General features: G+C 69.8%; 21 protein-coding genes. 11 read left to right on the forward strand and 10 right to left on the reverse strand.

Translation table 11 applies throughout. The annotated features are described in order from the left end of the window. The first annotated feature begins 81 nt into the window (after positions 1-81). Together radA and disA are read left to right on the forward strand one after the other, a co-directional pair. Positions 82-1491 carry a DNA repair protein RadA gene (gene radA / locus SSP24_RS36790; RefSeq protein ID WP_141314652.1) on the forward strand — a complete coding sequence of 470 codons (1410 nt, stop codon included), beginning with the start codon at positions 82-84 and terminating at the stop codon, positions 1489-1491. 80 nt (positions 1492-1571) lie between these two features. Next, a complete protein-coding gene (gene disA / locus SSP24_RS36795; RefSeq protein ID WP_141314654.1) occupies positions 1572-2696 on the forward strand; it encodes a DNA integrity scanning diadenylate cyclase DisA in 1125 nt (374 codons plus the stop codon). Between the two features lie 124 nt (positions 2697-2820). Here disA and SSP24_RS36800 read toward each other — a convergent pair whose 3' ends face one another. After that, positions 2821-3672, reverse strand: a complete 852-nt coding sequence (locus SSP24_RS36800; protein WP_141314656.1) for a hypothetical protein — start codon at positions 3670-3672, stop codon at positions 2821-2823. Between the two features lie 239 nt (positions 3673-3911). On the opposite strand from SSP24_RS36800, the gene SSP24_RS36805 reads away from it, so the two are divergent. The 5 genes from SSP24_RS36805 to cseC all read left to right on the forward strand — a co-directional run bounded on the left by SSP24_RS36805 (position 3912) and on the right by cseC (position 8460). Next, on the forward strand, positions 3912-4859 hold the full coding sequence (locus SSP24_RS36805; RefSeq protein WP_141314658.1) for an HhH-GPD family protein: 948 nt from the start codon (positions 3912-3914) through the stop codon (positions 4857-4859). 254 nt (positions 4860-5113) lie between these two features. Further along, the gene (locus SSP24_RS36810; protein ID WP_141314660.1) at positions 5114-5662 is read left to right on the forward strand and encodes a SigE family RNA polymerase sigma factor; all 549 of its coding nucleotides are present in this window, start codon (positions 5114-5116) and stop codon (positions 5660-5662) included. After that, positions 5650-6342 carry a hypothetical protein gene (locus tag SSP24_RS36815; RefSeq protein WP_141314661.1) on the forward strand — a complete coding sequence of 231 codons (693 nt, stop codon included), beginning with the start codon at positions 5650-5652 and terminating at the stop codon, positions 6340-6342. The genes SSP24_RS36810 and SSP24_RS36815 overlap by 13 nt, the downstream gene beginning before the upstream one ends. A 47-nt stretch (positions 6343-6389) precedes the next feature. Then, entirely contained in the window at positions 6390-7094 is a 705-nt protein-coding gene (gene cseB, locus SSP24_RS36820) for a two-component system response regulator CseB (protein WP_141314663.1), read from the forward strand. Between the two features lie 19 nt (positions 7095-7113). Further along, complete coding sequence (gene cseC / locus SSP24_RS36825; RefSeq protein ID WP_141314665.1) at positions 7114-8460, forward strand: two-component system sensor histidine kinase CseC; 1347 nt, start codon at positions 7114-7116, stop codon at positions 8458-8460. A 49-nt stretch (positions 8461-8509) separates the two neighbouring features. Here the strand turns inward: cseC and SSP24_RS36830 are convergent, their stop codons facing one another. The 3 genes from SSP24_RS36830 to SSP24_RS36840 all read right to left on the reverse strand — a co-directional run bounded on the left by SSP24_RS36830 (position 8510) and on the right by SSP24_RS36840 (position 11116). Further along, the gene (locus SSP24_RS36830) at positions 8510-8947 is read right to left on the reverse strand and encodes a VOC family protein (RefSeq protein ID WP_141314667.1); all 438 of its coding nucleotides are present in this window, start codon (positions 8945-8947) and stop codon (positions 8510-8512) included. Between the two features lie 58 nt (positions 8948-9005). After that, positions 9006-9440: a helix-turn-helix transcriptional regulator gene (locus SSP24_RS36835; protein WP_373306766.1), complete on the reverse strand. Its 435-nt coding sequence runs from the start codon at positions 9438-9440 to the stop codon at positions 9006-9008. A gap of 125 nt (positions 9441-9565) precedes the next feature. After that, positions 9566-11116, reverse strand: a complete 1551-nt coding sequence (locus tag SSP24_RS36840; protein ID WP_141314669.1) for an MDR family MFS transporter — start codon at positions 11114-11116, stop codon at positions 9566-9568. A gap of 145 nt (positions 11117-11261) precedes the next feature. Here SSP24_RS36840 and SSP24_RS36845 point away from each other — a divergent pair, with 145 nt between their 5' ends. Beyond that, positions 11262-11843, forward strand: a complete 582-nt coding sequence (locus SSP24_RS36845; RefSeq protein ID WP_141314671.1) for a TetR/AcrR family transcriptional regulator — start codon at positions 11262-11264, stop codon at positions 11841-11843. 11 nt (positions 11844-11854) lie between these two features. Here SSP24_RS36845 and SSP24_RS36850 read toward each other — a convergent pair whose 3' ends face one another. Next, on the reverse strand, positions 11855-12544 hold the full coding sequence (locus tag SSP24_RS36850) for a M23 family metallopeptidase (RefSeq protein ID WP_141314673.1): 690 nt from the start codon (positions 12542-12544) through the stop codon (positions 11855-11857). A 374-nt stretch (positions 12545-12918) separates the two neighbouring features. On the opposite strand from SSP24_RS36850, the gene SSP24_RS36855 reads away from it, so the two are divergent. Together SSP24_RS36855 and SSP24_RS36860 are read left to right on the forward strand one after the other, a co-directional pair. Then, positions 12919-16035, forward strand: coding sequence for an NACHT domain-containing protein (locus tag SSP24_RS36855; protein ID WP_141314675.1), 3117 nt, complete (start codon positions 12919-12921; stop codon positions 16033-16035). Between the two features lie 125 nt (positions 16036-16160). Further along, on the forward strand, positions 16161-16796 hold the full coding sequence (locus SSP24_RS36860) for an HAD family acid phosphatase (RefSeq protein ID WP_141314677.1): 636 nt from the start codon (positions 16161-16163) through the stop codon (positions 16794-16796). 74 nt (positions 16797-16870) lie between these two features. Here SSP24_RS36860 and SSP24_RS36865 read toward each other — a convergent pair whose 3' ends face one another. Continuing rightward, positions 16871-19396: an ATP-dependent Clp protease ATP-binding subunit gene (locus SSP24_RS36865; RefSeq protein ID WP_141314679.1), complete on the reverse strand. Its 2526-nt coding sequence runs from the start codon at positions 19394-19396 to the stop codon at positions 16871-16873. Between the two features lie 443 nt (positions 19397-19839). Here SSP24_RS36865 and SSP24_RS36875 point away from each other — a divergent pair, with 443 nt between their 5' ends. Continuing rightward, entirely contained in the window at positions 19840-20427 is a 588-nt protein-coding gene (locus SSP24_RS36875; RefSeq protein WP_141314681.1) for an SCO3374 family protein, read from the forward strand. On the opposite strand, the gene SSP24_RS36880 is transcribed toward SSP24_RS36875, so the two are convergent. The 4 genes from SSP24_RS36880 to SSP24_RS36895 form a co-directional block, all read right to left on the reverse strand. Continuing rightward, positions 20406-20741 (reverse strand): histone-like nucleoid-structuring protein Lsr2, encoded by a 336-nt coding sequence (locus SSP24_RS36880; RefSeq protein ID WP_141314683.1) that lies wholly within the window; start codon positions 20739-20741, stop codon positions 20406-20408. The two genes, SSP24_RS36875 and SSP24_RS36880, sit on opposite strands and share 22 nt — an antisense overlap. A gap of 209 nt (positions 20742-20950) precedes the next feature. After that, positions 20951-21499, reverse strand: coding sequence for an amino-acid N-acetyltransferase (locus SSP24_RS36885; protein WP_141314685.1), 549 nt, complete (start codon positions 21497-21499; stop codon positions 20951-20953). A 9-nt stretch (positions 21500-21508) separates the two neighbouring features. Beyond that, entirely contained in the window at positions 21509-21970 is a 462-nt protein-coding gene (locus SSP24_RS36890; protein ID WP_229865844.1) for a BlaI/MecI/CopY family transcriptional regulator, read from the reverse strand. Positions 21971-22124: 154 nt separating this feature from the next. Further along, positions 22125-22307 (reverse strand): hypothetical protein, encoded by a 183-nt coding sequence (locus SSP24_RS36895; RefSeq protein ID WP_141314689.1) that lies wholly within the window; start codon positions 22305-22307, stop codon positions 22125-22127. Positions 22308-22462 lie beyond the last annotated feature (155 nt).

Consider the following 22462-nt stretch of genomic DNA (forward strand, 5'->3'; position numbering starts at 1 on the left):
TGCGTACGGGCGCGTGGCCGGGCGCGAAGGAGGCATACGCGCCGGTCCCGGCTGTCAGTGGCGGAGGCTACGGTTTCGTCCATGGCTGCCCGTACGAAGACCACCAAGGACCGCCCGTCCTACCGCTGCACCGAATGCGGCTGGCAGACGGCCAAATGGCTCGGTCGGTGCCCCGAGTGCCAGGCCTGGGGGACGATCGAGGAGTACGGCGCGCCCGCGGTGCGGACCACGGCGCCGGGGCGCGTCACCACGTCCGCGCTGCCCATCGGGCAGGTCGACGGACGGCAGGCGACGGCCCGTTCGACCGGGGTGCCCGAGCTGGACCGGGTACTCGGCGGCGGCCTGGTGCCCGGCGCGGTGGTGCTGGTCGCGGGCGAGCCCGGCGTCGGCAAGTCGACGCTGCTGCTGGACGTGGCGGCCAAGTCGGCGAGCGACGAGCACCGCACCCTCTATGTGACCGGCGAGGAGTCGGCGAGCCAGGTCCGGCTGCGCGCCGACCGCATCGGCGCCATCGACGACCACCTCTATCTCGCCGCCGAGACGGATCTGGCCGCCGTGCTCGGCCACTTGGACGCGGTGAAGCCGTCGCTGCTGATCATGGACTCGGTGCAGACGGTCGCCTCCCCGGAGATCGACGGCGCCCCCGGCGGCATGGCCCAGGTCCGCGAGGTGGCCGGCGCCCTGATCCGCGCCTCGAAGGAACGCGGCATGTCCACGCTCCTGGTCGGCCATGTCACCAAGGACGGCGCCATCGCGGGCCCCCGCCTCCTGGAGCACCTCGTCGACGTCGTCCTGCACTTCGAGGGCGACCGGCACGCACGCCTGCGGCTCGTACGCGGTGTCAAGAACCGGTACGGCACGACCGACGAGGTCGGCTGCTTCGAGCTGCACGACGAGGGCATCATCGGCCTCGCCGACCCCAGCGGCCTGTTCCTCACCCGGCGCGCCGAGCCCGTCCCCGGCACCTGCCTGACCGTCACCCTGGAGGGCCGCCGCCCCCTGGTGGCCGAGGTCCAGGCGCTCACGGTCGACTCCCAGATCCCCTCCCCGCGCCGTACGACGTCCGGCCTGGAGACCTCCCGCGTCTCGATGATGCTGGCGGTGCTGGAGCAGCGCGGTCGGATCAGCGCCCTGGGCAAACGGGACATCTACTCCGCGACGGTCGGCGGCGTGAAGCTCTCCGAACCGGCCGCCGACCTCGCCGTCGCCCTCGCCCTGGCCTCCGCCGCCAGCGACACCCCGCTGCCGAAGAACCTCGTCGCGATCGGCGAGGTCGGCCTCGCGGGCGAGGTCAGACGGGTCACCGGCGTGCAGCGCAGGCTCGCGGAGGCGCACCGGCTGGGCTTCACGCACGCCCTCGTACCGGGCGACCCGGGCAAGGTCCCGGCCGGTATGAAGGTCCTGGAAGTCGCGGACATAGGGGACGCCCTGAGGGTGCTGCCCCGCTCCCGTCGCCGAGAGGCCCCCCGGGACGAGGAGGACCGCCGGTAGACTTTGCCCTGGTCTCGCCCGTCCGTACGAACAGAGTGCGGATCCGGGAGCGCCCCAGAACCTGCGACCGGAGGAGTGCAGTGGCAGCCAACGACCGGGCAGCAGCTCCCGGAAAGTCCGGTGGGAGTGCCGGTTCCGATGGCCTGATGCGCGCCTCGCTGAGCGCCGTGGCACCTGGTACGCCCCTGCGTGACGGCCTTGAGCGGGTCCTGCGCGGCAACACCGGCGGCCTGATCGTGCTCGGCTCCGACAAGACCGTCGAGGCCATGTGCACGGGCGGTTTCGTGCTGGATGTCGAGTTCACGGCGACCCGGCTGCGCGAGCTGTGCAAGCTCGACGGCGGCATCGTGCTCTCCTCCGACCTGTCGAAGATCCTCCGGGCGGGCGTCCAGCTGGTCCCCGACCCCACGATCCCGACCGAGGAGACCGGCACCCGGCACCGCACGGCCGACCGGGTCAGCAAGCAGGTCGGCTTCCCGGTGGTCTCGGTCTCCCAGTCCATGCGGCTGATCGCCCTCTACGTCGACGGCCAGCGCCGCGTCCTGGAGGACTCCGCGGCGATCCTGTCCCGCGCCAACCAGGCCCTCGCGACCCTGGAGCGCTACAAGCTCCGCCTCGACGAGGTCGCGGGCACGCTGTCCGCGCTGGAGATCGAGGACCTGGTGACGGTCCGGGACGTCTCGGCGGTGGCGCAGCGGCTGGAGATGGTGCGCCGGATCGCGACCGAAATCGCCGAGTACGTGGTGGAGCTGGGCACCGACGGGCGGCTGCTCGCGCTCCAGCTGGACGAGTTGATCGCGGGCGTGGAGCCCGAGCGCGAGCTGGTCGTCCGGGACTACGTCCCCGAGCCCACGGCCAAGCGCTCACGCACGGTGGACGAGGCGCTGGCCGAGCTGGACGCCCTCAGCCACGCCGAGCTGCTCGAACTGCCGACGGTGGCCCGGGCACTGGGCTACACCGGCTCCCCCGAAGCCCTCGACTCCGCGGTCTCACCGCGCGGCTTCCGGCTGCTGGCCAAGGTGCCGCGCCTGCCGGGCGCCATCATCGACCGGCTGGTGGAACACTTCGGCGGCCTGCAGAAACTCCTCGCCGCGAGCGTCGACGACCTCCAGACGGTGGACGGCGTGGGCGAGGCCCGGGCACGCAGCGTACGGGAGGGCCTGTCACGGTTGGCGGAGTCGTCGATCTTGGAGCGGTACGTCTAGAGATCCTGGAGCGGTACGTCTGGAGCCGACGGCTGGGCAGCGCCTGAAGGGGCGCGGGGAACTGCGCGACCAGCCACTACGGCGCCGCACATGACCACAACGCACCCGCCCTCCCCGCGGAGCGCTAATCCGCGTCCAGCACGAACGACGTCCGCAACGTCCCGAACCCCGCCGTCTTCCCCTCCAGCAGATACGTCCCCGCCCCGGCCACCCCCGCCGGAGGCGTCCCGCACTCCGGGGCACTCGGCCTGCGGTCCCACTGCACGGTGTACGTGATACTGCTCCCCGCCGGCACCCGGTACAGCAGGCTCCCCGCACCCTTGGGGCAGTCGGCAGACGACCAGTACGTGTCGTCGCCCGCAGCCTGAGTAACCGTCAGCACCGCACTCTTCGGCCCGAGATCGACCTTGCAGTCACTGCCGGAGGTGTTCTTCGCGGTCAGCCGGAACGCGGGCGTCTCGTCCGGTGAGTACGCGTTGCGCACACTGCGCAGCGTCAACGTCACGGCGTTCGCGGTGCAGTTGGGCAGCGAGGACCCGGCCGGCACCGTTTCGCCCGTACCGACACCGCCCCCGGAGGCACCCGCGGCCGTACTGCCGGACCCGCCACCACCCGAGGCGTCGGACCCACCGTCGTCACCCGACCCCGCACTCGAACCCGCACCGGAACTGTCACCCGTACCGTCGCCGGACCCGCCCCCGGCGCCGCTCCCGCCGGAACCCTCGTCGCCCGACTCGTCACGCCCGCCCGGCGCTTCGGAGATCGCCGGCCCGGAACCGGACGGCCCCGGCGTGATGGAGGGCGCGGGATTCTTGCCGTCGGAGCCGTTCGCGCCGGTGCCGCTTCCGCCGCCACCGGACGTCACGACCCAGGTGACCAGCAGGGCCAGCAGGGCGACCACGGACAGCAGGACGACCCTCCGTCGCCAGTAGATGGAGGAGGGAAGCGGCCCGACCGGATTGCGCAGAGATCCCACGGCGCAAACTGTACGAGAGATCGGTGCCGTCACTGGCCCCACCCGCCGCCTGGAGCCACAACTTTTCCGGATCATCATCCCGGAAACGTCCTGCGAACGTACGTCAGTTGGGTGCACCGGGCACCGTGCAGAGCCTGCGGGACCGCGCCGCTCGCACAAGTGGCCGTGGTCTGCCGCCCCGCGAAACGCTTCGCAGCAGCACGGTCGATCCGTCCCGACATGGCAGGATCGGAACTGCCATGACTGCTCCCACGAAGCCCCCGCACACCAGCCCCACCGAGGCCCTCCCCGGCTCTCCGCGCGGAGAGATCCGCGGAGAGCACCTCCATTCCCCCGTCATCGCCTGGTTCGACGAGCACGCGCGCGACCTGCCCTGGCGGCGGCCGGAGGCCGGCGCGTGGGGCGTGATGGTCAGCGAGTTCATGCTCCAGCAGACCCCGGTCAACCGCGTGCTGCCCGTCTACGAGCAGTGGCTGGCCCGCTGGCCGCGCCCCGCCGACCTCGCCAAGGAGGCCCCCGGCGAGGCCGTGCGCGCCTGGGGCCGGCTCGGCTACCCGCGCCGCGCCCTGCGCCTGCACGGCGCCGCCGTCGCCATAACGGAACGCCACGGCGGCGACGTACCCACCGACCACGCCCAGCTCCTCGCGCTGCCCGGCATCGGCGAGTACACGGCGGCGGCCGTGGCGTCGTTCGCGTACGGGCAGCGGCATGCCGTGCTCGACACCAACGTGCGCCGGGTGTTCGCTCGCGCGGTCATCGGCGTGCAGTACCCGCCGAACGCGACGACGGCCGCCGAGCGCAGGCTGGCGCGGGCCCTGCTCCCGGACGACGAGCGGATCGCCGCCCGCTGGGCCGCCGCGTCGATGGAGCTGGGCGCGCTGGTGTGCACGGCCAAGAACGAGGGCTGCAACCGCTGCCCGATCGCCGCGCAGTGCGCGTGGCGGCTGGCGGGCAAGCCGGAGCACGAGGGCCCGCCGCGGCGCGGCCAGACGTACGCCGGTACCGACCGTCAGGTGCGCGGCAAGCTGCTCGCCGTACTGCGCGAGGCGCACGCGCCTGTCCCGCAGGCGCTGCTCGACCGGGTGTGGCACGAGCCGGTGCAGCGCGCCCGGGCCCTGGACGGCCTGGTCGCCGACGGTCTGGTGGAGCCGCTGCCGGGCGGCCTGTACCGGCTGCCGCTGAGCTGACGTACAGCGGGCTCACAGCCCGGCGCACAGACGGATCACAGCTGCGCTCGGCCCTCCGGCAGGCAAATCACCCCATACCTACCCCATCTGAGCTGCGCTTTTAACTGTTTCCTACTTCCGTTACACAACCGACGGACAGCCGAGCGTTCACCGCAGGCTGCTTCGGACAGCCCCGTGACAACGCCTCCGTAGCTTCATTTCTGTGCCCGACAGAGGGGCGCAGGGACAGAAAAACGGGGATGGAGGCGTTGATCATGGAGCAGGGCGAGGTGGCCGAGGTGCTCGGGTTCGAGGAGTACGTGCGCACTCGGCAGGACGCGCTGTTGCGCAGCGCCCGCCGGCTGGTCCCGGACCCGGTCGACGCCCAGGACCTGCTCCAGACGGCACTGGCCCGGACGTACGGCCGCTGGGACGGCATAGCCGACAAGCGGCTGGCGGACGCCTATCTGCGCCGGGTCATGATCAACACGCGGACCGAGTGGTGGCGCGCCCGCAAGCTGGAGGAGGTGCCCACCGAGCAGCTCCCGGAGGCGTGCGTGGAGGACTCCTCCGAGCAGCACGCGGACCGCGCCCTGCTGATGGACGTCATGAAGGTGCTGGCCCCCAAGCAGCGCAGCGTGGTCGTGCTGCGACACTGGGAGCAGATGTCCACGGAGGAGACGGCCGCCGCCCTCGGCATGTCGGCCGGAACGGTCAAGAGCACGCTGCACCGGGCGCTCGCCCGGCTCCGGGAGGAGCTGGAGGCCCGCGATCTGGACGCACGCGCGCTGGAGCGTGAGGAGCGGGAGCGTTGCGCGGCCTGACCGACAGGCCCGGTGTCGGCACCGGGCCCGGGCCCAGCCCGGCCCGAGGCACCTTGCAGGCGGTGATCACGGCGGTGACCGTGCTCACCGCCCTCAGCCTTTTGCTGTCCGCCTGCGCAACGGGCGGCACCGGTGCCCGGGACGAGGGTCCGGCGCACGACGACGCGATGGCCAGCACGGCGGCGAGCCCGGCCGCCCAGGCCTCCGCGGTGCCCGAGTCCAGGACGCTGACGCGGGCCGCCGCGGTCAAGCTGCTGATGTCCGATCCGCATGTCTCGGCCGCGGTCAAGCGCAACCTGAAGCCCTGCGTCGCCGACGAGTACCCGGTCGACCTGTCGTACGGCGATCTGACCGGCGGGACGGTTGAGGATGTCGTCGTCAACGTCGTGACCTGCAGTGATGTCGTCGGTATCGGCTCGTATGTGTATCGCGAGGAGGGCGGTTCCTACCAGAATGTCTTCAAGGCGGAGGAGCCGCCGGTCTATGCCGAGATAGACCGAGGTGACCTGGTGGTCACCAAGCAGGTGTACGAGAAGGGCGACCCGGTGTCGAGCCCGTCCGGCGAGAACGTGATCACGTACCGCTGGTCCGCGGGCCGCTTCACCGAGGAGTACCGCACGCGCAACGACTACAGCACGGTCGTCGGGGCCGAGCCGACCGTGGCGCCCGAGAGCAACTGACGAATACCGATCCGACGGACCCCAACGGATACGAACTGAGAGCACGGATGGCAGACCAGACCCACGTCCTGTTCGTCGAGGACGACGACGTCATCCGCGAGGCCACCCAGCTCGCCCTGGAGCGGGACGGCTTCGCGGTCACCGCGATGCCCGACGGGCTGTCGGGGCTGGAGGCGTTCCGGGCCAACCGGCCGGACATCGCCCTGCTGGACGTCATGGTGCCGGGCCTCGACGGGGTCAGCCTGTGCCGCCGTATCCGCGACGAGTCGACCGTCCCGGTGATCATGCTGTCGGCGCGGGCCGACTCGATCGACGTGGTCCTCGGCCTGGAGGCGGGCGCCGACGACTACGTGACCAAGCCGTTCGACGGTGCCGTGCTGGTCGCCCGGATCCGGGCGGTGCTGCGCCGGTTCGGGCACGCGAGCGGTGGTGACCGTACCCAGGACGTCGGTTCGGCGCCCGCCGGCGGCGTGCTGACCTTCGGCGACCTTGAGGTCGACACCGAGGGCATGGAGGTGCGCAAGGCCGGCCGCCCGGTGGCGCTCACGCCGACCGAGATGCGGCTGCTGCTGGAGTTCTCCGCCGCGCCGGGCACGGTGCTGTCCCGGGACAAGCTGCTGGAGCGCGTGTGGGACTACGGCTGGGGCGGGGACACCCGGGTCGTCGACGTCCATGTGCAGCGGCTGCGTACGAAGATCGGTCAGGACCGGATCGAGACGGTCCGCGGCTTCGGCTACAAGCTGAAGCCCTGAGGCGGGGCGGGACACGTCGATGCGGGGGATCATCCGGCGCCTGGTCGGGGCGCGCGTGCGGGGTACGGGCATCCGTACGGGACTCAGATGGAAGCTCAGCGCGGCGATCACGCTGGTCGGCGCGCTGGTCGCGATCGTGCTCAGCCTGGTCGTGCACAACGCCGCCCGGGTCTCGATGCTGGACAACGCGCGCGACCTCGCCGACGAGCGGGTGCAGATCGCCCAGCGCAACTATGAGCTGTCCGGGCGGCCCAACTTCCCCGACATCAAGATCGACGACCCGCACCTGCCGTCCGCGCTGCGGGCGAAGGTCGAGGCCGGGCGCCGGGCGACGTACGTGACCGACCGGCCGGGTGGCGGGCCGGACATCTGGGCGGCCGTGCCGCTCAAGGACGGGCATGTGCTGTCCCTGCACACCGGGTTCACCGACCGCAGCACGGACATCCTCAAGGACCTCGACCAGGCCCTGGTCATCGGCTCCATCGCGGTGGTCCTCGGCGGCAGCGCGCTCGGCGTGCTCATCGGCGGGCAGTTGTCGCGCCGGCTGCGCAAGGCGGCGTCCGCCGCGCACCGGGTCGCCCGGGGTGAGCCGGAGGTGCGGGTGCGCGAGGCCATCGGCGGGGTCGTCCGGGACGAGACCGACGACCTGGCGCGGGCCGTGGACGCGATGGCGGACACGCTTCAGCAGCGGCTGGAGGCGGAGCGCCGGGTCACCGCCGACATCGCGCACGAGCTGCGCACGCCGGTGACGGGGCTGCTGACCGCCGCGGAGCTGCTGCCGCCGGGCCGCCCGACCGAGCTGGTGCTGGACCGGGCGAAGGCGATGCGCACGCTCGTCGAGGACGTGCTGGAGGTGGCGCGCCTGGACGGGGCCTCCGAGCGGGCCGAGCTGCAGGACATCATGCTGGGCGAGTTCGTCGCCCGGCGGGTGGCGGCGAAGGACGCGGAGGTCGGCGTGCAGGTGGTGCACGAGTCGGAGGTGACGACCGACCCGCGCCGCCTGGAGCGCGTGCTGTTCAACCTGCTCGCCAACGCCGCCCGGCACGGCAGGCCGCCCATAGAGGTCACCGTCGAGGGCCGGGTCATCCGCGTCCGCGACCACGGGCCGGGTTTCCCCGAGGACCTGCTGGCCGAGGGGCCGAGCCGGTTCCGCACCGGCAGCAAGGACCGCGCCGGTGTCGGGCACGGCCTGGGCCTGACCATCGCGGCCGGCCAGGCGAGGGTGCTGGGCGCCCGCCTGACCTTCCGCAACGTCCGCCCCCCGGGCGCCGCCGACCACATACCGGCCGAGGGCGCCGTCGCCGTCCTGTGGCTGCCGGAGCACGCACCGACGAACACGGGGAGCTTTCCGATGCTGGCGGACTGAGCGCTCCGCGTTCGCTTCAGCTGCGCTGCCGAGCCGCACAGGGGTCGGCTCAGACGCCGAAGTCCTTCGAGAAGTCCAGCTCCTCGCTGCGCTCCGTCAGCGAGTACCAGTTGCCGTTGTCGTCGCGGAAGATCGCCTCGACGCCGTACGGCCGCTCCTGCGGCTCCTGGAGGAACTCCACCCCGCGTGCCCGGAACGTCTCGTAGTCCCCCCGGCAGTCGTCCGTCCGGAACGCGCCCGCGCCGATGACCCCCTTGCTGACCAGCTTCTTCAGCGCCTCGGAGGACTCGGCGTCGAGACCGGGCCCGTCCAGGCTCATCAGGGCCAGCTCCACGTCCGGCTGCTCCTTGGCGCCGACGGTGACCCACCGCATGTCGCCCATCGGGACCTCGCTGCGCACCTCGAAGCCCAGCTTCTCCGTGAAGAAGTCCTTGGTGCGCTGCTGGTCGAAGGTCCATACGGTGGCGATGCCCAGGCCGGTGATCATGGCTCTGCTCTCCTGCGTCGGTAACGGCTTGTGTTCGCCACCGTAGGCAGGGCATGGCTCAGGGCGCTTCTCCAGAATTGCGGTGCTGATCGGGGAGGGCGCGGCGCGGGAAGCCGCCGGCCCACAGCATCGCGTAGCACCCGGGTATCAGGGCCGCCCCGCTGCCGACGTGCTTCGTGCGGTACTCGCTCGGCGTCAGCCCGGTGCGCGTCTTGAAGCGGGTCGAGAAGGTGCCCAGGCTGCTGAAGCCGACCAGGTGGCAGATCTCCGTGACGGTGAGGTCGGCGGCGCGCAGCAGTTCCTCCGCCCGCTCGATCCGGCGGTGGGTGAGGTACTGGCCGGGTGTCTCGCCGTATGCCTCCTTGAAGGCGCGGACGAAGTGGTACCGCGAGTACCCGGCGTGCGCGGCGACCGCGTCCAGGTCGAGTGCGGGGTCGGCCCAGTCGCGGTCCATCGCGTCCTTCGCCAGCCGCAGCTGGCGCATCTTGTCCATGAGCCGATGGTGACACGGGGCACTGACATCGACGCCGGTGCCGTGGACTCGCCGGGATCAGACCGCCCCGCTCACCTGCGCCCGCCCCGGATCAGACCGCCCCGCTCACCTGCACCCGCCCCGGCTCAGACCGCCTCGCTCACCTGCGCCCGAGCCTCAGCTGCCCCCGCATCCCCCTTCTGCGGCCCCGCCCCCTTCAGCGGCACCTCCTTCACGAACACCGCCGCGATCAGTGCCACCACCGCCACCGCCGCGCCCAGCAGAAACGCCCCGTGCGTCCCCGCGGACACCGCGTGCTGGTACGCCTCCCGCGCCGCCTCCGGCAGCTTGGCCAGGCTCACGGCATCCAGCTGGGCCGACTGTTCGGTCACCTGGGAGCCCAGCGCGCCGGCCCGCTCGGCCATGACGTCCTGGACCCGGTGGTTGAAGAGCGCGCCCATGATGGCGACGCCGAAGGAGGAGCCGAGGGTGCGGAACAGGGTGGTGGAGGAGGACGCGACACCCATGTCCTTCATCTCCACGCTGTTCTGCGCGACCAGCATGGTGATCTGCATCAGGCAGCCCATGCCGAGCCCGACCACGGCCATGTACACACCGGAGGTCAGCCGCGAGGTCTCCGTGTCCATCAGGGACAGCAGATACAGCCCGACGACCAGCAGCGCACCGCCCAGCAGCGGGAACACCTTGTACCGCCCGGTCTGCGTGGTCACCCGTCCGGCCACCATCGACGTGACGAGCATCGCGCCCAGCATCGGCAGAAGCAGCAGCCCGGAGTTCGTCGCGGACGCGCCCTGCACCGACTGCTGGTACAGCGGTAGGAAGAGGGTCGCCCCGAACATCACGAAGCCGACGATGAACCCGATCACGGACATCAGCGTGAAGTTGAGGCTGCGGAAGATGTGCAGCGGCAGGATCGGCTCGGCGGCGCGGGTCTGCCAGAACACGAACCCGACCAGCGCGGCGACACCGATCCCGATCAGCTCCATGATCACCGCGGACGTCCAGGCGTACTCCGTGCCACCCCACGTGGTGACGAGCACGATCGCCGTGATGCCGACGGTCAGCAGCGCGGCACCCAGGTAGTCGATCCGGGCTTCGGACCGCTTCTTCGGCAGGTGCAGTACGGCGCTGATGGCGACCAGCGCGACCGCGCCGAGCGGCAGGTTGATGTAGAAGGTCCAGCGCCAGCCCCAGTGGTCGGTGATGGTGCCGCCGACCAGCGGTCCGCCGATCATCGCCAGCGCCATGACGCCGGCCATCATGCCCTGGTACTTGCCGCGCTCCCGGGGCGGTATCAGGTCACCGATGATCGCCATCACGCCGACCATCAGCCCACCGGCGCCCAGTCCCTGCACGGCCCGGAACGCGATCAGCTGCCCCATGTCCTGGGCCATGCCGCTGAGCACTGAGCCGATCAGGAAGAGCACGATCGAGCTGAGGAAGACGCCCTTGCGCCCGTAGAGGTCACCGAGCTTGCCCCAGATCGGGGTGGAGGCCGCGGTCGCAAGGGTGTACGACGTCACCACCCAGGACAGATGTTCCAGACCGCCCAGTTCGCCGACGATCGTCGGCATCGCCGTGCCGATGATCATGTTGTCGAGCATCGCGAGCATCATCGCGATCATCAGGGCGAGCAGGACGACCCGCACGCTCCTCGGTTGCTTCCCGTCTTGCACCGCTCCCCCACCTTACTTGCCGCCCGGCTAGCTACGCCATGAAACGTAGCTCGCAAACTAGCCGTGCGTCAAGTAAGTTTTTCTTGGCCAGGACATTGCCTTCTTGGCCAGGGAGTTACCGGAAAGCAGGAGGACGGGCGGCGCGATGGACGGCACCAAGCAGCGGCGACGCGGCGACACCCGCCAGCGCATCCAGGACGTGGCCCTGGACCTCTTCGCCGAACAGGGCTATGAGAAGACGTCCCTGCGCGAGATCGCCGAACGCCTCGACGTCACCAAGGCGGCGCTCTACTACCACTTCAAGACCAAGGAAGAGATCCTGGTCAGCATCTTCGACGATGTGATGCAGCCGATCGACGAACTGATCGAGTGGGGCCGCCATCAGCCGCGCACCCTGGAGACGAAGCAGCAGATCGTACGGCGCTACAGCGAACACCTCGCCGCCGCGGCGCCGTTGTTCCGCTTCATGCACGAGAACCAGGCGACGGTACGGGATTTGCGCATCGGCGATCTGTTCAAGGAGCGCATGAAGGGCCTGCGCCACATCATCATCGACCCGGACGCCACCCTGGCCGACCAGGTCCGCTGCGCGAGCGCCATCTTCACACTGCACGCCGGGATGGTGTTCGTGATGCAGGACCTCGAAGGCGACCCCGAGGACAAGCGCGAGGCCATCCTGGAGGTCGCCATCGACATGGTGACGCAGGCACACAAGGGCGTGTCCTAGGTCACATTCGGTCAGAGCCTGACGCCCTTGGTCCGCAGGAACGCGACCGGGTCTATCGCGGTGCCGTAGTTGGCGGTGGTGCGGATCTCGAAGTGCAGGTGCGGGCCGCTGGAGTTGCCGGTGTTGCCGGACAGGGCGATGCGCTGGCCGGTCGCGACGATCTGGCCGACCCTCACATCGACGCGGGACAGGTGGGCGTACTGCGAGAAGGTCCCGTTGCTGTGCTTGATGACGACGGCGTTGCCGTACGCGGGGCCGTCACCGGCGCCGTTGCCGCCGGCCTTGACGACCTTGCCGCCGTGCGCGGCCACGACCTTGGTGCCGCTGGACACGGCGAAGTCCTGCCCGCTGTGGGTGGACTGCCACATGCCGCCGGCCTGGGCGTAGCTGGCGCTCAGCGTGTAGCCCTTGACCGGGCTGACCCAGGAGGCGGCCTTCTTGGCGGCGGCCGACTTGGCAGCCACCTTGGCGTTCGCCTGCTTGGCCGCGGCGACCTCGGCCGCCTTGGCCTGAGCCGCGGCCTGCGCCTCGACGGCGTGCGCGACACCAGTGGTGGCGGTCGTGGCAGTGGCCGTGGAAGTGCCGGCGGCCGCGACCCCGGCCCCCAGCACGACCGAGGCGCCGACACCGGCGGCCAGCACGGCCGCGCGAGTGCGGAGCTGGAACGTACGGGAAGAACGGGACGTGACACGCGTGGACATGCGGAACCTCATGGGACGGGGACGGGGAAGCCACTCGGCGCGAAAGGCACCTGCCGGGTGGGCCATCCCTTGGTACCCGGGGGACCCATAAAGCCCAAAACGTGTGATCTACGACGGAAGGTAGTATGTCATTGCATAATTCGGGGACTCTTGACAGAACCCTCATACCGGGTGAATGCACCTAAGTCCGCGAACCCGATAGCTGAGTTACGAGATAAAAGTCCGTTTTGCCCGCATCAGCCTTTCCACTATTCCAGCTAGTAACGGACAAATCGCCTGTGCGGCATGTCACCGGCGGGCAAGATCCAACCACCCCGGAATGTGACCGGCGCTACTCTGCTGTTTCCTGCCAACAGGGCTCAGGGGGAGGCCGGGTGGAACCGTCGGTCATCGGCGTACGGCTGGCGTCGGCCGTGGTCGCGCCGCTCGTGAAGAAGCTGTTCGTGACCGAGGGAGCGGGCGCCGGACTGGTGGACCGGCCGGTGCGGATCTCGTCGTACGTCTCGTTCCGGGGTGAGAAGCGGAAGCTCGACCGCAAGGACCTGGCACGGCTGGCCGCCGAGCTGGTGCGGCAGGCGCTGAAGGCCGCCGGGGAGCGTGCGTTGCCGGCGGACGAGGAAGAGGCCGTCGTCCACGCCCTCGCCGACACCCTGTACGCCCTCGGCGAGCTGGACATGACCGACGTACAGGCGGTGGAGCTCGGCCATGAGGCGCTGGCCGCACATCTGCGCGCCGCGAGCGGCAAGCCGGACCGCGACCTCTCCCTCGACGCGGCCCTGTTCTACTTCAGGACGCTCACCACCGCGTGCCTGCATATCCTGCACTTCTTTACCCAGCGCTCCACCTTTGTCCCCCGCACCTTGGTCGAACAGTCCCGCCGCCAGCGCGAGCTGATCGACAAGGTCGACGCCCTGCTCGCCCGCACCGCACCGGCCTCCGACTCCGCGTTCGAACAGCGCTATATGGCGTACGTCACCACCAAGCACGGCAATCTCACCATCTACGGCATCGACCTGGTCAACTCCCCCGACCGCTGGCCCCTCGACGCCGCCTACCTCAGCCTCCAGGCCCTGCGCCCGGCCGCCGACGGCGAGGCGGCCGACCCGGACGGCCCCGGCATCGCCTCCGCCGCCACCGCGCTCCCCGCCGAACAGGCCTTCGCCGAGCACGACCGGGTGCTGCTGCGCGGAGTGGCCGGCTCCGGCAAGACCACGCTCGTCCAGTGGCTCGCGGTCACCGCCGCCCGGGGCGAGCGCGGCGACCGCATCCCGTTCGTCCTCCTCCTGCGCACCCTGGTCCGCCGCCCCGACGGCCTCCCCGCACCCGACGCCTTCCTGTCCGCCGTACGCGTCCCCTTCCACGCGAGCCAGCCGGACGGCTGGGCGGACCACGTCCTCAGCGCGGGCCGGGGACTGCTACTGGTGGACGGCATCGACGAAATCCCCGAACGCGAGCGCGAACGCACCCGCCGCTGGCTGCGCGACCTGCTGGACGTCTATCCCGGCAACCAGTGGCTGGTCACCTCCCGCCCCTCCGCCGTACGGGAGGACTGGCTCGCCCCCGAGGGCTTCACGGAGCTGGCGCTCGCCCCGATGAGCGCGGACGACGTGGCCGCCTTCGTCACCCGCTGGCATACGGCCGCCCGCGCCGACACCCCCGAGGACCGCGACCGCCTCGACGCCTACGAGCGCAGCCTCCTCGACGCCGTGCGCACCAAGCCCGACCTCGGCCGCCTGGCCACCAACCCCCTGATGTGCGGCCTGATCTGCGCCCTGCACCGGGACCGGCGCGGCTATCTCCCGCACGGCCGCCAGGAGCTGTACGACGCCGCCCTGTCGATGCTGCTGGCCCGCCGGGACGAGGAACGGGACATGGCCGGCCCCGACGGCATCCATCTCACCGAACTCCCCCAGATCCAGCTGCTCCAGCGGCTCGCCTACTGGCTGATCCGCAACAACCAGTCGGAGATGGACCGCGAGCGGGCCGAGCGCCTCATCGCCGACGTCCTCCCCGCCCTCCCCGCTGCGGCCTCCCAGGGCGACGCCCCGTCGATCCTCCGGCACCTGCTGGTCCGCAGTGGCCTGCTGCGCGAACCGTCCCCCGGCACCGTGGAGTTCGTCCACCGCACCTTCCAGGACTACCTGGGCGCGAAGGCGGCGGTGGAGGACGGGGACTTCGGGCTGCTGGTGCGGGGCGCGGCGGACGAGCAGTGGGCGGATGTGATCCGGATGGCGGTGGCGCATGCGCGGCCGCAGGAACGGGCGGAGCTGCTACGGGAGTTGGTGGCATCGGCGGACCGACTGGATGGCGCGGCTCGTGCGCGGGTACGGCTGCTTGCGCTGGCCTCGCTGGAGCATGCGACGGAGCTGGATCCCGGGGTGCGGGCCGAGGTGGAGCGGCAGGCCGAGGCGCTGATCCCGCCCCGAACCGCCGAGGAGGCCCGCGCCCTCGCCTCAGTCGGCCGGCTCGCGCTGGAGCTGCTGCCCGGCCCGGAGGGACTCAGCGACGAGGAGGCGCGGGCGGTCGTCATCACGGCATCGGTCATCGGCACGGACGCCGCCCTGCCCGTCCTCGCCCGCTTCCGCTCCCACCGGTCGCTCGCGGTGCGCGCCCAACTTTCGTGGACCTGGTACCGGTTCCCGACCTGGCGGTACGGCACGGAGGTCATCGCCCAGTTGCACAAGGACGATCTCTTCTTCGCCGCACAGTCCAGGGAACACCTGCGTTTCCTGCGTGAACTCGGCGGTCGGCGGTCGCTGCAGCTTGCCGGTGACATCGAGCCGGACGAGATCAGCGCCGACCTCCTGCCCGACACGGGCGAACTGATCATCCGCGCCAACGGCCTGCTGCGGGACCTGACCTGCCTGTCGGCCATGCGCCGACTCACCTACCTGGACATCAGCAGATGCCCCCACGTCACCGACGTGACGCCGCTGGCCCGGCTGCCGCTTTCCTGGCTCTCACTGGAACTCCTCCCCGGTCTCGAACGGCCCGGAGCCCTGTCCGGGCTCACCGGCTCACAGACCCTGGACCAACTCGACCTCGGCATCCTGCTGGAGGCCGAGTCCCTGGACGAGGCAGTGCCCGGCGACCTCCCCCTGCGCTACCTGCGCTTCACGAGGAACGCCCTGCGGAACACCGGCCTGCGCGGACTGCACCGGTTCGGCTCCCTACGGCAGCTCAGCCTGGCGCAGCTGACCACCCAACTCACCCCGGAGGACTACGAGGAGATCGCTCGGCTGCCCCGACTGCGCGAACTGCGCACCAACTGGGGGCTCGTCGGCTGGCACGGGCCGCCCCTGCCAGGTGTCACGGGCCTGCGCCTCAACAACTTCCAGGGCACCGAGGACCTTTCGGAGATCCCGGCCGTGTTCCCGGACCTGCGCTCGGTCACGATCGTCCTGGCACCGGAGGTCACGGACATCCCGGAAGAGGCCCTCGCCCACCTCCCGGTCCCGCCCGTGATCAAGAGGACGCGCGTCCTGGTGTGACGCACACCCCTGTACACCTACCGTCCAGTAACCCTACGGTTCCTCTCGCGCCACCCTCACGCACGAACATGCACACGACATGCCGGTCACCGTACGGACACCGTACGGACGTGAAGGGACCCCAGATGACGAGAAGACGCCCCTGGGCGAGCCGCACCGCCACAACCGCCGTCGCCGCGGCCGCCCTCGTGGCCATCGCCGCCCCCGCCGAGGCCGCGACCAGCACCACCACGACCACCGCGGCCACCACCGCCACCACCGCCGCGGACGTCGACTACGCCACCTGGCAGAAGGACTGCCAGGCCGTGATGGACCAGGCGCTGCCGTACCTGAAGCAGCGGATCGCCCAGACCGAGCCGGGCGAGAAGCAGGCGATCGTCTTCGACATCGACAACACCACGCTGGAGACCGACTTCGGCTTCAGCTACCCGCAGCCGGCCAACAAGCCGGTCCTGGAGGTCGCCGAGTACGCCCAGGAGCACGGCGTCGACATCTTCTTCGTCACCGCCCGCCCGGGCATCATCTACGCGCCCACCGAGTACAACCTGGAGAAGGTCGGCTACGAGGTCGACGGCCTCTACGTCCGCGGCTTCTTCGACCTCTTCAAGGACGTCGCCGCCTACAAGACCGCCCAGCGCGTGGACATCGAGTCCAAGGGCTACACGATCATCGCCAACATCGGCAACAACACCACCGACCTGTCGGGCGGCCACGCCGAGAAGACGTACAAGCTGCCGGACTACGACGGCCAGTTGTCCTGAGCCGAAACCAGAAAAAGGGGCTGCCCCGGGACCTGGTCCCGGGGCAGCCCCTCTGTTCAAGCCGAGCGCAGCGGTTACGCGTCCTTGCTCAGGTTCGGACCCGCTCCACCGGCCGCCTGCTCGATCGGCGGGACGTCCGGCAGGGCCGACTTCTCCTCACCGCGGAAGGTGAAGGTCTTGGTCTCGCCCTCGCCCTCGGTGTCCACGACCACGATGTGACCGGGGCGCAGCTCGCCGAAGAGGATCTTCTCGGAGAGGGAGTCCTCGACCTCGCGCTGGATGGTGCGGCGCAGCGGCCGCGCACCGAGCACGGGGTCGTAGCCCTTCTTCGCGAGCAGTTCCTTGGCGGACTGGGAGAGCTCGATGCCCATGTCCCGGTCCTTCAGGCGCTCGTCCACCTTGCCGATCATCAGGTCGACGATCCGCAGGATGTCGGCCTGGGTCAGCTGCGGGAAGACCACCACGTCGTCGACGCGGTTGAGGAACTCGGGCCGGAAGTGCTGCTTCAGCTCGTCCGAGACCTTGTTCTTCATGCGCTCGTAGTTGGTCTTCGTGTCACCCGCGGCGGCGAAGCCGAGGTTGAAGCCCTTGGAGATGTCCCGGGTGCCGAGGTTGGTCGTCATGATGATGACCGTGTTCTTGAAGTCCACGACCCGGCCCTGGGAGTCGGTCAGGCGACCGTCCTCCAGGATCTGCAGCAGCGAGTTGAAGATGTCCGGGTGGGCCTTCTCGACCTCGTCGAAGAGGACGACCGAGAACGGCTTGCGGCGCACCTTCTCCGTCAGCTGACCGCCCTCCTCGTAGCCCACGTAGCCGGGGGGCGAACCGAAGAGACGCGAGACCGTGTGCTTCTCGCTGAACTCCGACATGTCGAGGGAGATCAGCGCGTCCTCGTCACCGAAGAGGAACTCGGCCAGAGCCTTGGAGAGTTCCGTCTTACCGACACCGGACGGACCGGCGAAGATGAACGAACCACCCGGACGCTTCGGGTCCTTCAGACCGGCACGCGTACGGCGGATCGCCTTCGACAGCGCCTTGACGGCGTCGTTCTGGCCGATGACCCGCTTGTGGAGCTCGTCCTCCATGCGGAGCAGTCGGCTGGACTCCTCCTCGGTCAGCTTGAAGACCGGGATGCCGGTGGCCGTGGCGAGGACCTCGGCGATCAGCTCGCCGTCGACCTCGGCGACGACGTCCATGTCGCCGGCCTTCCACTCCTTCTCCCGCTTGGCCTTGGCGGCCAGGAGCTGCTTCTCCTTGTCGCGCAGGGAGGCGGCCTTCTCGAAGTCCTGCGAGTCGATCGCGGACTCCTTGTCCCGGCGGACGGCGGCGATCTTCTCGTCGAACTCGCGCAGGTCCGGCGGCGCGGTCATCCGGCGGATCCGCATCCGGGAACCGGCCTCGTCAATCAGGTCGATCGCCTTGTCCGGCAGGAAGCGGTCCGAGATGTACCGGTCGGCCAGGGTGGCGGCCTGGACCAGCGCCTCGTCGGTGATCGAGACGCGGTGGTGCGCCTCGTACCGGTCGCGCAGGCCCTTGAGGATCTCGATCGTGTGCGGCAGGGACGGCTCCGCGACCTGGATCGGCTGGAAGCGGCGCTCCAGGGCCGCGTCCTTCTCCAGGTGCTTGCGGTACTCGTCCAGCGTGGTCGCACCGATGGTCTGCAGCTCACCGCGGGCCAGCATCGGCTTCAGGATGGAAGCCGCGTCGATGGCGCCCTCGGCGGCACCCGCACCGACCAGCGTGTGCAGCTCGTCGATGAACAGGATGATGTCGCCGCGGGTGCGGATCTCCTTGAGCACCTTCTTCAGGCGCTCCTCGAAGTCACCGCGGTAGCGGGAGCCGGCGACCAGGGCGCCGAGGTCCAGGGTGTAGAGGTGCTTGTCCTTCAGCGTCTCGGGCACCTCGCCCTTGACGATGGCCTGGGCGAGGCCCTCGACGACGGCGGTCTTGCCGACGCCGGGCTCACCGATCAGCACCGGGTTGTTCTTGGTACGGCGGGACAGCACCTGCATGACCCGCTCGATCTCCTTCTCGCGCCCGATGACCGGGTCGAGCTTGGACTCACGAGCGGCCTGGGTGAGGTTCCGGCCGAACTGGTCGAGGACCAGGGACGTGGAGGGGGTGCCCTCGGCAGGACCGCCGGCGGTGGCGGTCTCCTTGCCCTGGTAACCGGAGAGCAGCTGGATCACCTGCTGCCGCACGCGGTTCAGATCTGCGCCCAGCTTGACTAGGACCTGGGCGGCGACGCCCTCGCCCTCACGGATCAGGCCGAGCAGGATGTGCTCCGTGCCGATGTAGTTGTGGCCCAGCTGAAGCGCCTCGCGGAGCGACAGCTCCAGGACCTTCTTGGCACGGGGGGTGAAGGGAATGTGGCCCGAGGGCGCCTGCTGGCCCTGGCCGATGATCTCCTCCACCTGCTGGCGGACCGCCTCGAGCGAAATCCCGAGGCTCTCAAGGGCCTTGGCGGCGACACCCTCACCCTCGTGGATCAGGCCCAGGAGGATGTGCTCGGTGCCGATGTAGTTGTGGTTGAGCATCCGGGCTTCTTCCTGAGCCAGGACGACAACCCGCCGCGCGCGGTCGGTGAACCTCTCGAACATCGTTAATCGCTCCTCAGAGCGGTCAGGCAGTGGGGGGAACTTCCCCTCCCTGTCCTTCCGCAGCTTAGTCCCGCAAGCGGGGACCGCTCATTCCAACTGCCGACACCGTCGATGGCCTCCTGACCCCGCTAACGCCGACATCTGCTCCAACCCGATGGTGCGAGACGATGTTCCCGCAGGCCAGGCAGTTACCCTCACCATCAGTACGCCCATGGCGAACGTGAGACGGCCTTTCCTGCGTGTCGCCCCCTCCCACTAGGGATGTCTTACCCGCCGGCACTGACAGTCCATGCCGCGCGCCCCCGTTCCCTCCGCTACGGGCGAACAACCTTGCGCCACCCCGCGCCCCACACGCCCCCTCTTTCGCCACTCTATGCATCAGCAGGAACACCCAGCGTAACTCGAACGCCGTTTTGACGGTTGCGCTTGGCATGGTTGGCGCGATGCCCTCGGTCCCGCTCCCACGGGCCCCCCTTGATCCGGGCGATCGGGTCAGGCGGTGGTACGAGCACGAACTGGGCTGGCCGACCGTGCCGGGCACCCCGCTCCACCTGTCGGTGGGCGCCCGCTTCGATGTCCTGGACGTACCGGCCGAGGCGGGCCTCGCGGGCCTGCGGCACCTTGTTCCGGGCTCCCCGGTGGCCGTCCACGGTGACCGGATGCGGCTGCTGGTGGCGCCGGGAAGCGCGGACGAGCTGCCGGGGGTGCTGGACTGGCTGGAGTGGGGCGGCCTGCCGCTGGATCTGCGGGTCATCGGCGGGGACGGCGGGAGCGGCGTGATGGAGGCTCCCGTCCTGCCAGCGGTCGCCGCGGGGCGCTGCGCCGGAGAGGGCCGTTCTCTTCAGGGGGCCGCCGTGTGGCTGCGGCCCCCCGAACCGGGGTGCGAGGTCGAGGCCTCGCTGCCGACGTTGTCGGCCATGGGGGGCGTTGGGGGCGCCCCCGATCTCGTACGGCTCGTGGACACGGTGGCGACTCACTGCCACCGAATCCGGCTGCGACGCGCGTGCGCTCAGGCGTTGGCCTTCTCGTAAGCCTCACGAATGGACGCGGGAACACGGCCACGGTCGTTGACCTCGTAACCGTTCTCCTTCGCCCACGCACGGATCGCAGCGGTGTCCTGGCTGCCGCCGGACGCGGCACGCGCCTTTCCACGCCCACCGGAAGCACGGCCACCAGTACGCCGACCGCCCTTCACATAGGGCTCAAGAAGGCTGCGCAACTTGTCCGCATTGGTGGTCGTGAGATCGATCTCGTACGTCTTACCGTCCAGCGCGAACGTCACCGTCTCGTCCGCCTCGCCGCCGTCGAGGTCGTCGACAAGAAGGACCTGAACCTTCTGTGCCACCGGATTTCCTTTCATCGATAACGTTGAGGGCCGGGGGTCTGCGGCGTCCGCCGTTTCGCCGCCCCCTGTTATATGCAGTACTGCAGTACGTCGGAAAGCAAACCGCTTTTGCTGGAAAAACACAAACCCCCGGGAGAGGCCGGCTGACGGTCCCCGCCCGGAAACATGCGCGTTTCGGACATAGGGAACTTGGGCAATAGCCTTGGCGATCACAGATGCAGAAGCATCCGGCTGTTGCCCAAGGTGTTCGGTTTCACTCGTTCGAGACCCAGGAACTCCGCGACGCCCTCGTCATAGGAACGCAGCAGCTCCGCGTAGACATCCGTGTCGACCGGTGTCTCGCCGATCTCCACGAAGCCGTGGCTGCCGAAGAAGTCGACTTCGAAGGTCAGACAGAAAACCCGGCGAACACCCAGCCAGCGTGCGGTCTGCAGCAACTTCTCCAGCAACTGATGGCCGACGCCGGCGCCCTTGAGGCCGGGCTTCACGGCGAGAGTGCGCACTTCCGCGAGGTCTTCCCACATCACGTGCAGGGCGCCGCAGCCGACGACCTCGGCGTTGTCGTCACGTTCCGCGACCCAGAACTCCTGGATGTCCTCGTAAAGCGTCACCGTGGCTTTGTCGAGCAGGATGCCGTCGCGGACGTAGGCGTCGAGGAGTCGGCGGACGGCGGGGACATCGCTGGTCCGGGCCCGGCGGACGGTGATGGCTTTAGCGGTGACTTCGGGGTTCTCGGCGGAGGGACTCTCTGCGGACATGAGCGGACGCTATCGTCCGGGGGCCTCCGGGGCGGAGCCGGGGTTCTGGGTGGGGTTGTCGGTGGGGTTCTCGTTGGGGTTCGCGGCGGGGTTCTCGACCTGGGTATCGGGGTGGGTGCGGGGCTTCGGTTCGGGTTCTGGGGATTCCGGGATGCCTACGATGCGGGCCGCGTCCCGCAGGGCCTGGCGTTGTTCCTCGCTCATCATGCCGAAGAAGGCGACGAGTGCGGCGGCGGGGTTGTCACTCTGCGACCAGGCGTCGTTCATCAGGGCGGCGGCGTAGGCGGCCCGGGTGGAGACCGCCTCATATCGATAGGCCCGGCCTTCCGCCTCGCGGCGCACCCAGCCCTTCTGGTGGAGATTGTCCAAAACGGTCATCACCGTGGTGTAGGCGATGGACCGTTCCTGCTGAAGATCTTCCAGGACTTCTCGAACGGTCACCGGGCGGTTCCACTTCCACACCCGCGTCATGACCGCGTCTTCGAGTTCTCCCAATGGGCGAGGCACAGTTCAGCACAATAGTGGGAGATCTGGGTTATGGCGTGCTGGGTGGCCATTTTTTTGGCGAATGGGGACAAAAAGGGCATATGCCTGACGCGTCCAGGCGCGTCGAGGCCGCCCGTTGTCAGGCTTCGGGGGTGGTGGCGGAGGGCTGGCGGGTGCCCTCCGCGCGGGTGAGGGCGGCGTCGACGGCCGCGTCCTCCTTGGCCTTGTTGGCGCCGCCCTGGGACTTCACGATCACCCGGATCACGCCGATGAAGAACACGGCCATGACGACCGGGGGGAGAAGCGCGGAGACGTAGTCCATGGGTCCAGGGTAGTGGTGGGGGGTTGGGGGGTTTGTTCGGGGCGGGCCTTGCGGGGCGAGCGGGAGCGGAGGGTCAGACGGCCGCGAGTTGCTGTGAGGGGTTGGAGGGGGGCTGGGGTGGCTTGCGGCGGGGGAAGACCTCGCCCGGGGGGGGG

The organism is Streptomyces spinoverrucosus (assembly GCF_006539505.1).
GTDB lineage: Bacteria > Actinomycetota > Actinomycetes > Streptomycetales > Streptomycetaceae > Streptomyces > Streptomyces spinoverrucosus.

Coding starts and splice junctions, on each gene's coding strand:
- radA (WP_141314652.1), top strand. CDS start 82: ATGGCTGCCCGTACGAAGACCACCAAGGACCGCCCGTCCTACCGCTGC.
- SSP24_RS36805 (WP_141314658.1), top strand. CDS start 3,912: ATGACTGCTCCCACGAAGCCCCCGCACACCAGCCCCACCGAGGCCCTC.
- SSP24_RS36810 (WP_141314660.1), top strand. CDS start 5,114: ATGGAGCAGGGCGAGGTGGCCGAGGTGCTCGGGTTCGAGGAGTACGTG.
- cseB (WP_141314663.1), top strand. CDS start 6,390: ATGGCAGACCAGACCCACGTCCTGTTCGTCGAGGACGACGACGTCATC.
- cseC (WP_141314665.1), top strand. CDS start 7,114: ATGCGGGGGATCATCCGGCGCCTGGTCGGGGCGCGCGTGCGGGGTACG.
- SSP24_RS36830 (WP_141314667.1), bottom strand. CDS start 8,947: ATGATCACCGGCCTGGGCATCGCCACCGTATGGACCTTCGACCAGCAG.
- SSP24_RS36835 (WP_373306766.1), bottom strand. CDS start 9,440: ATGGACAAGATGCGCCAGCTGCGGCTGGCGAAGGACGCGATGGACCGC.
- SSP24_RS36845 (WP_141314671.1), top strand. CDS start 11,262: ATGGACGGCACCAAGCAGCGGCGACGCGGCGACACCCGCCAGCGCATC.
- SSP24_RS36850 (WP_141314673.1), bottom strand. CDS start 12,544: ATGTCCACGCGTGTCACGTCCCGTTCTTCCCGTACGTTCCAGCTCCGC.
- SSP24_RS36860 (WP_141314677.1), top strand. CDS start 16,161: ATGACGAGAAGACGCCCCTGGGCGAGCCGCACCGCCACAACCGCCGTC.
- SSP24_RS36865 (WP_141314679.1), bottom strand. CDS start 19,396: ATGTTCGAGAGGTTCACCGACCGCGCGCGGCGGGTTGTCGTCCTGGCT.
- SSP24_RS36875 (WP_141314681.1), top strand. CDS start 19,840: ATGCCCTCGGTCCCGCTCCCACGGGCCCCCCTTGATCCGGGCGATCGG.
- SSP24_RS36885 (WP_141314685.1), bottom strand. CDS start 21,499: ATGTCCGCAGAGAGTCCCTCCGCCGAGAACCCCGAAGTCACCGCTAAA.
- SSP24_RS36890 (WP_229865844.1), bottom strand. CDS start 21,970: ATGACGCGGGTGTGGAAGTGGAACCGCCCGGTGACCGTTCGAGAAGTC.
- SSP24_RS36895 (WP_141314689.1), bottom strand. CDS start 22,307: ATGGACTACGTCTCCGCGCTTCTCCCCCCGGTCGTCATGGCCGTGTTC.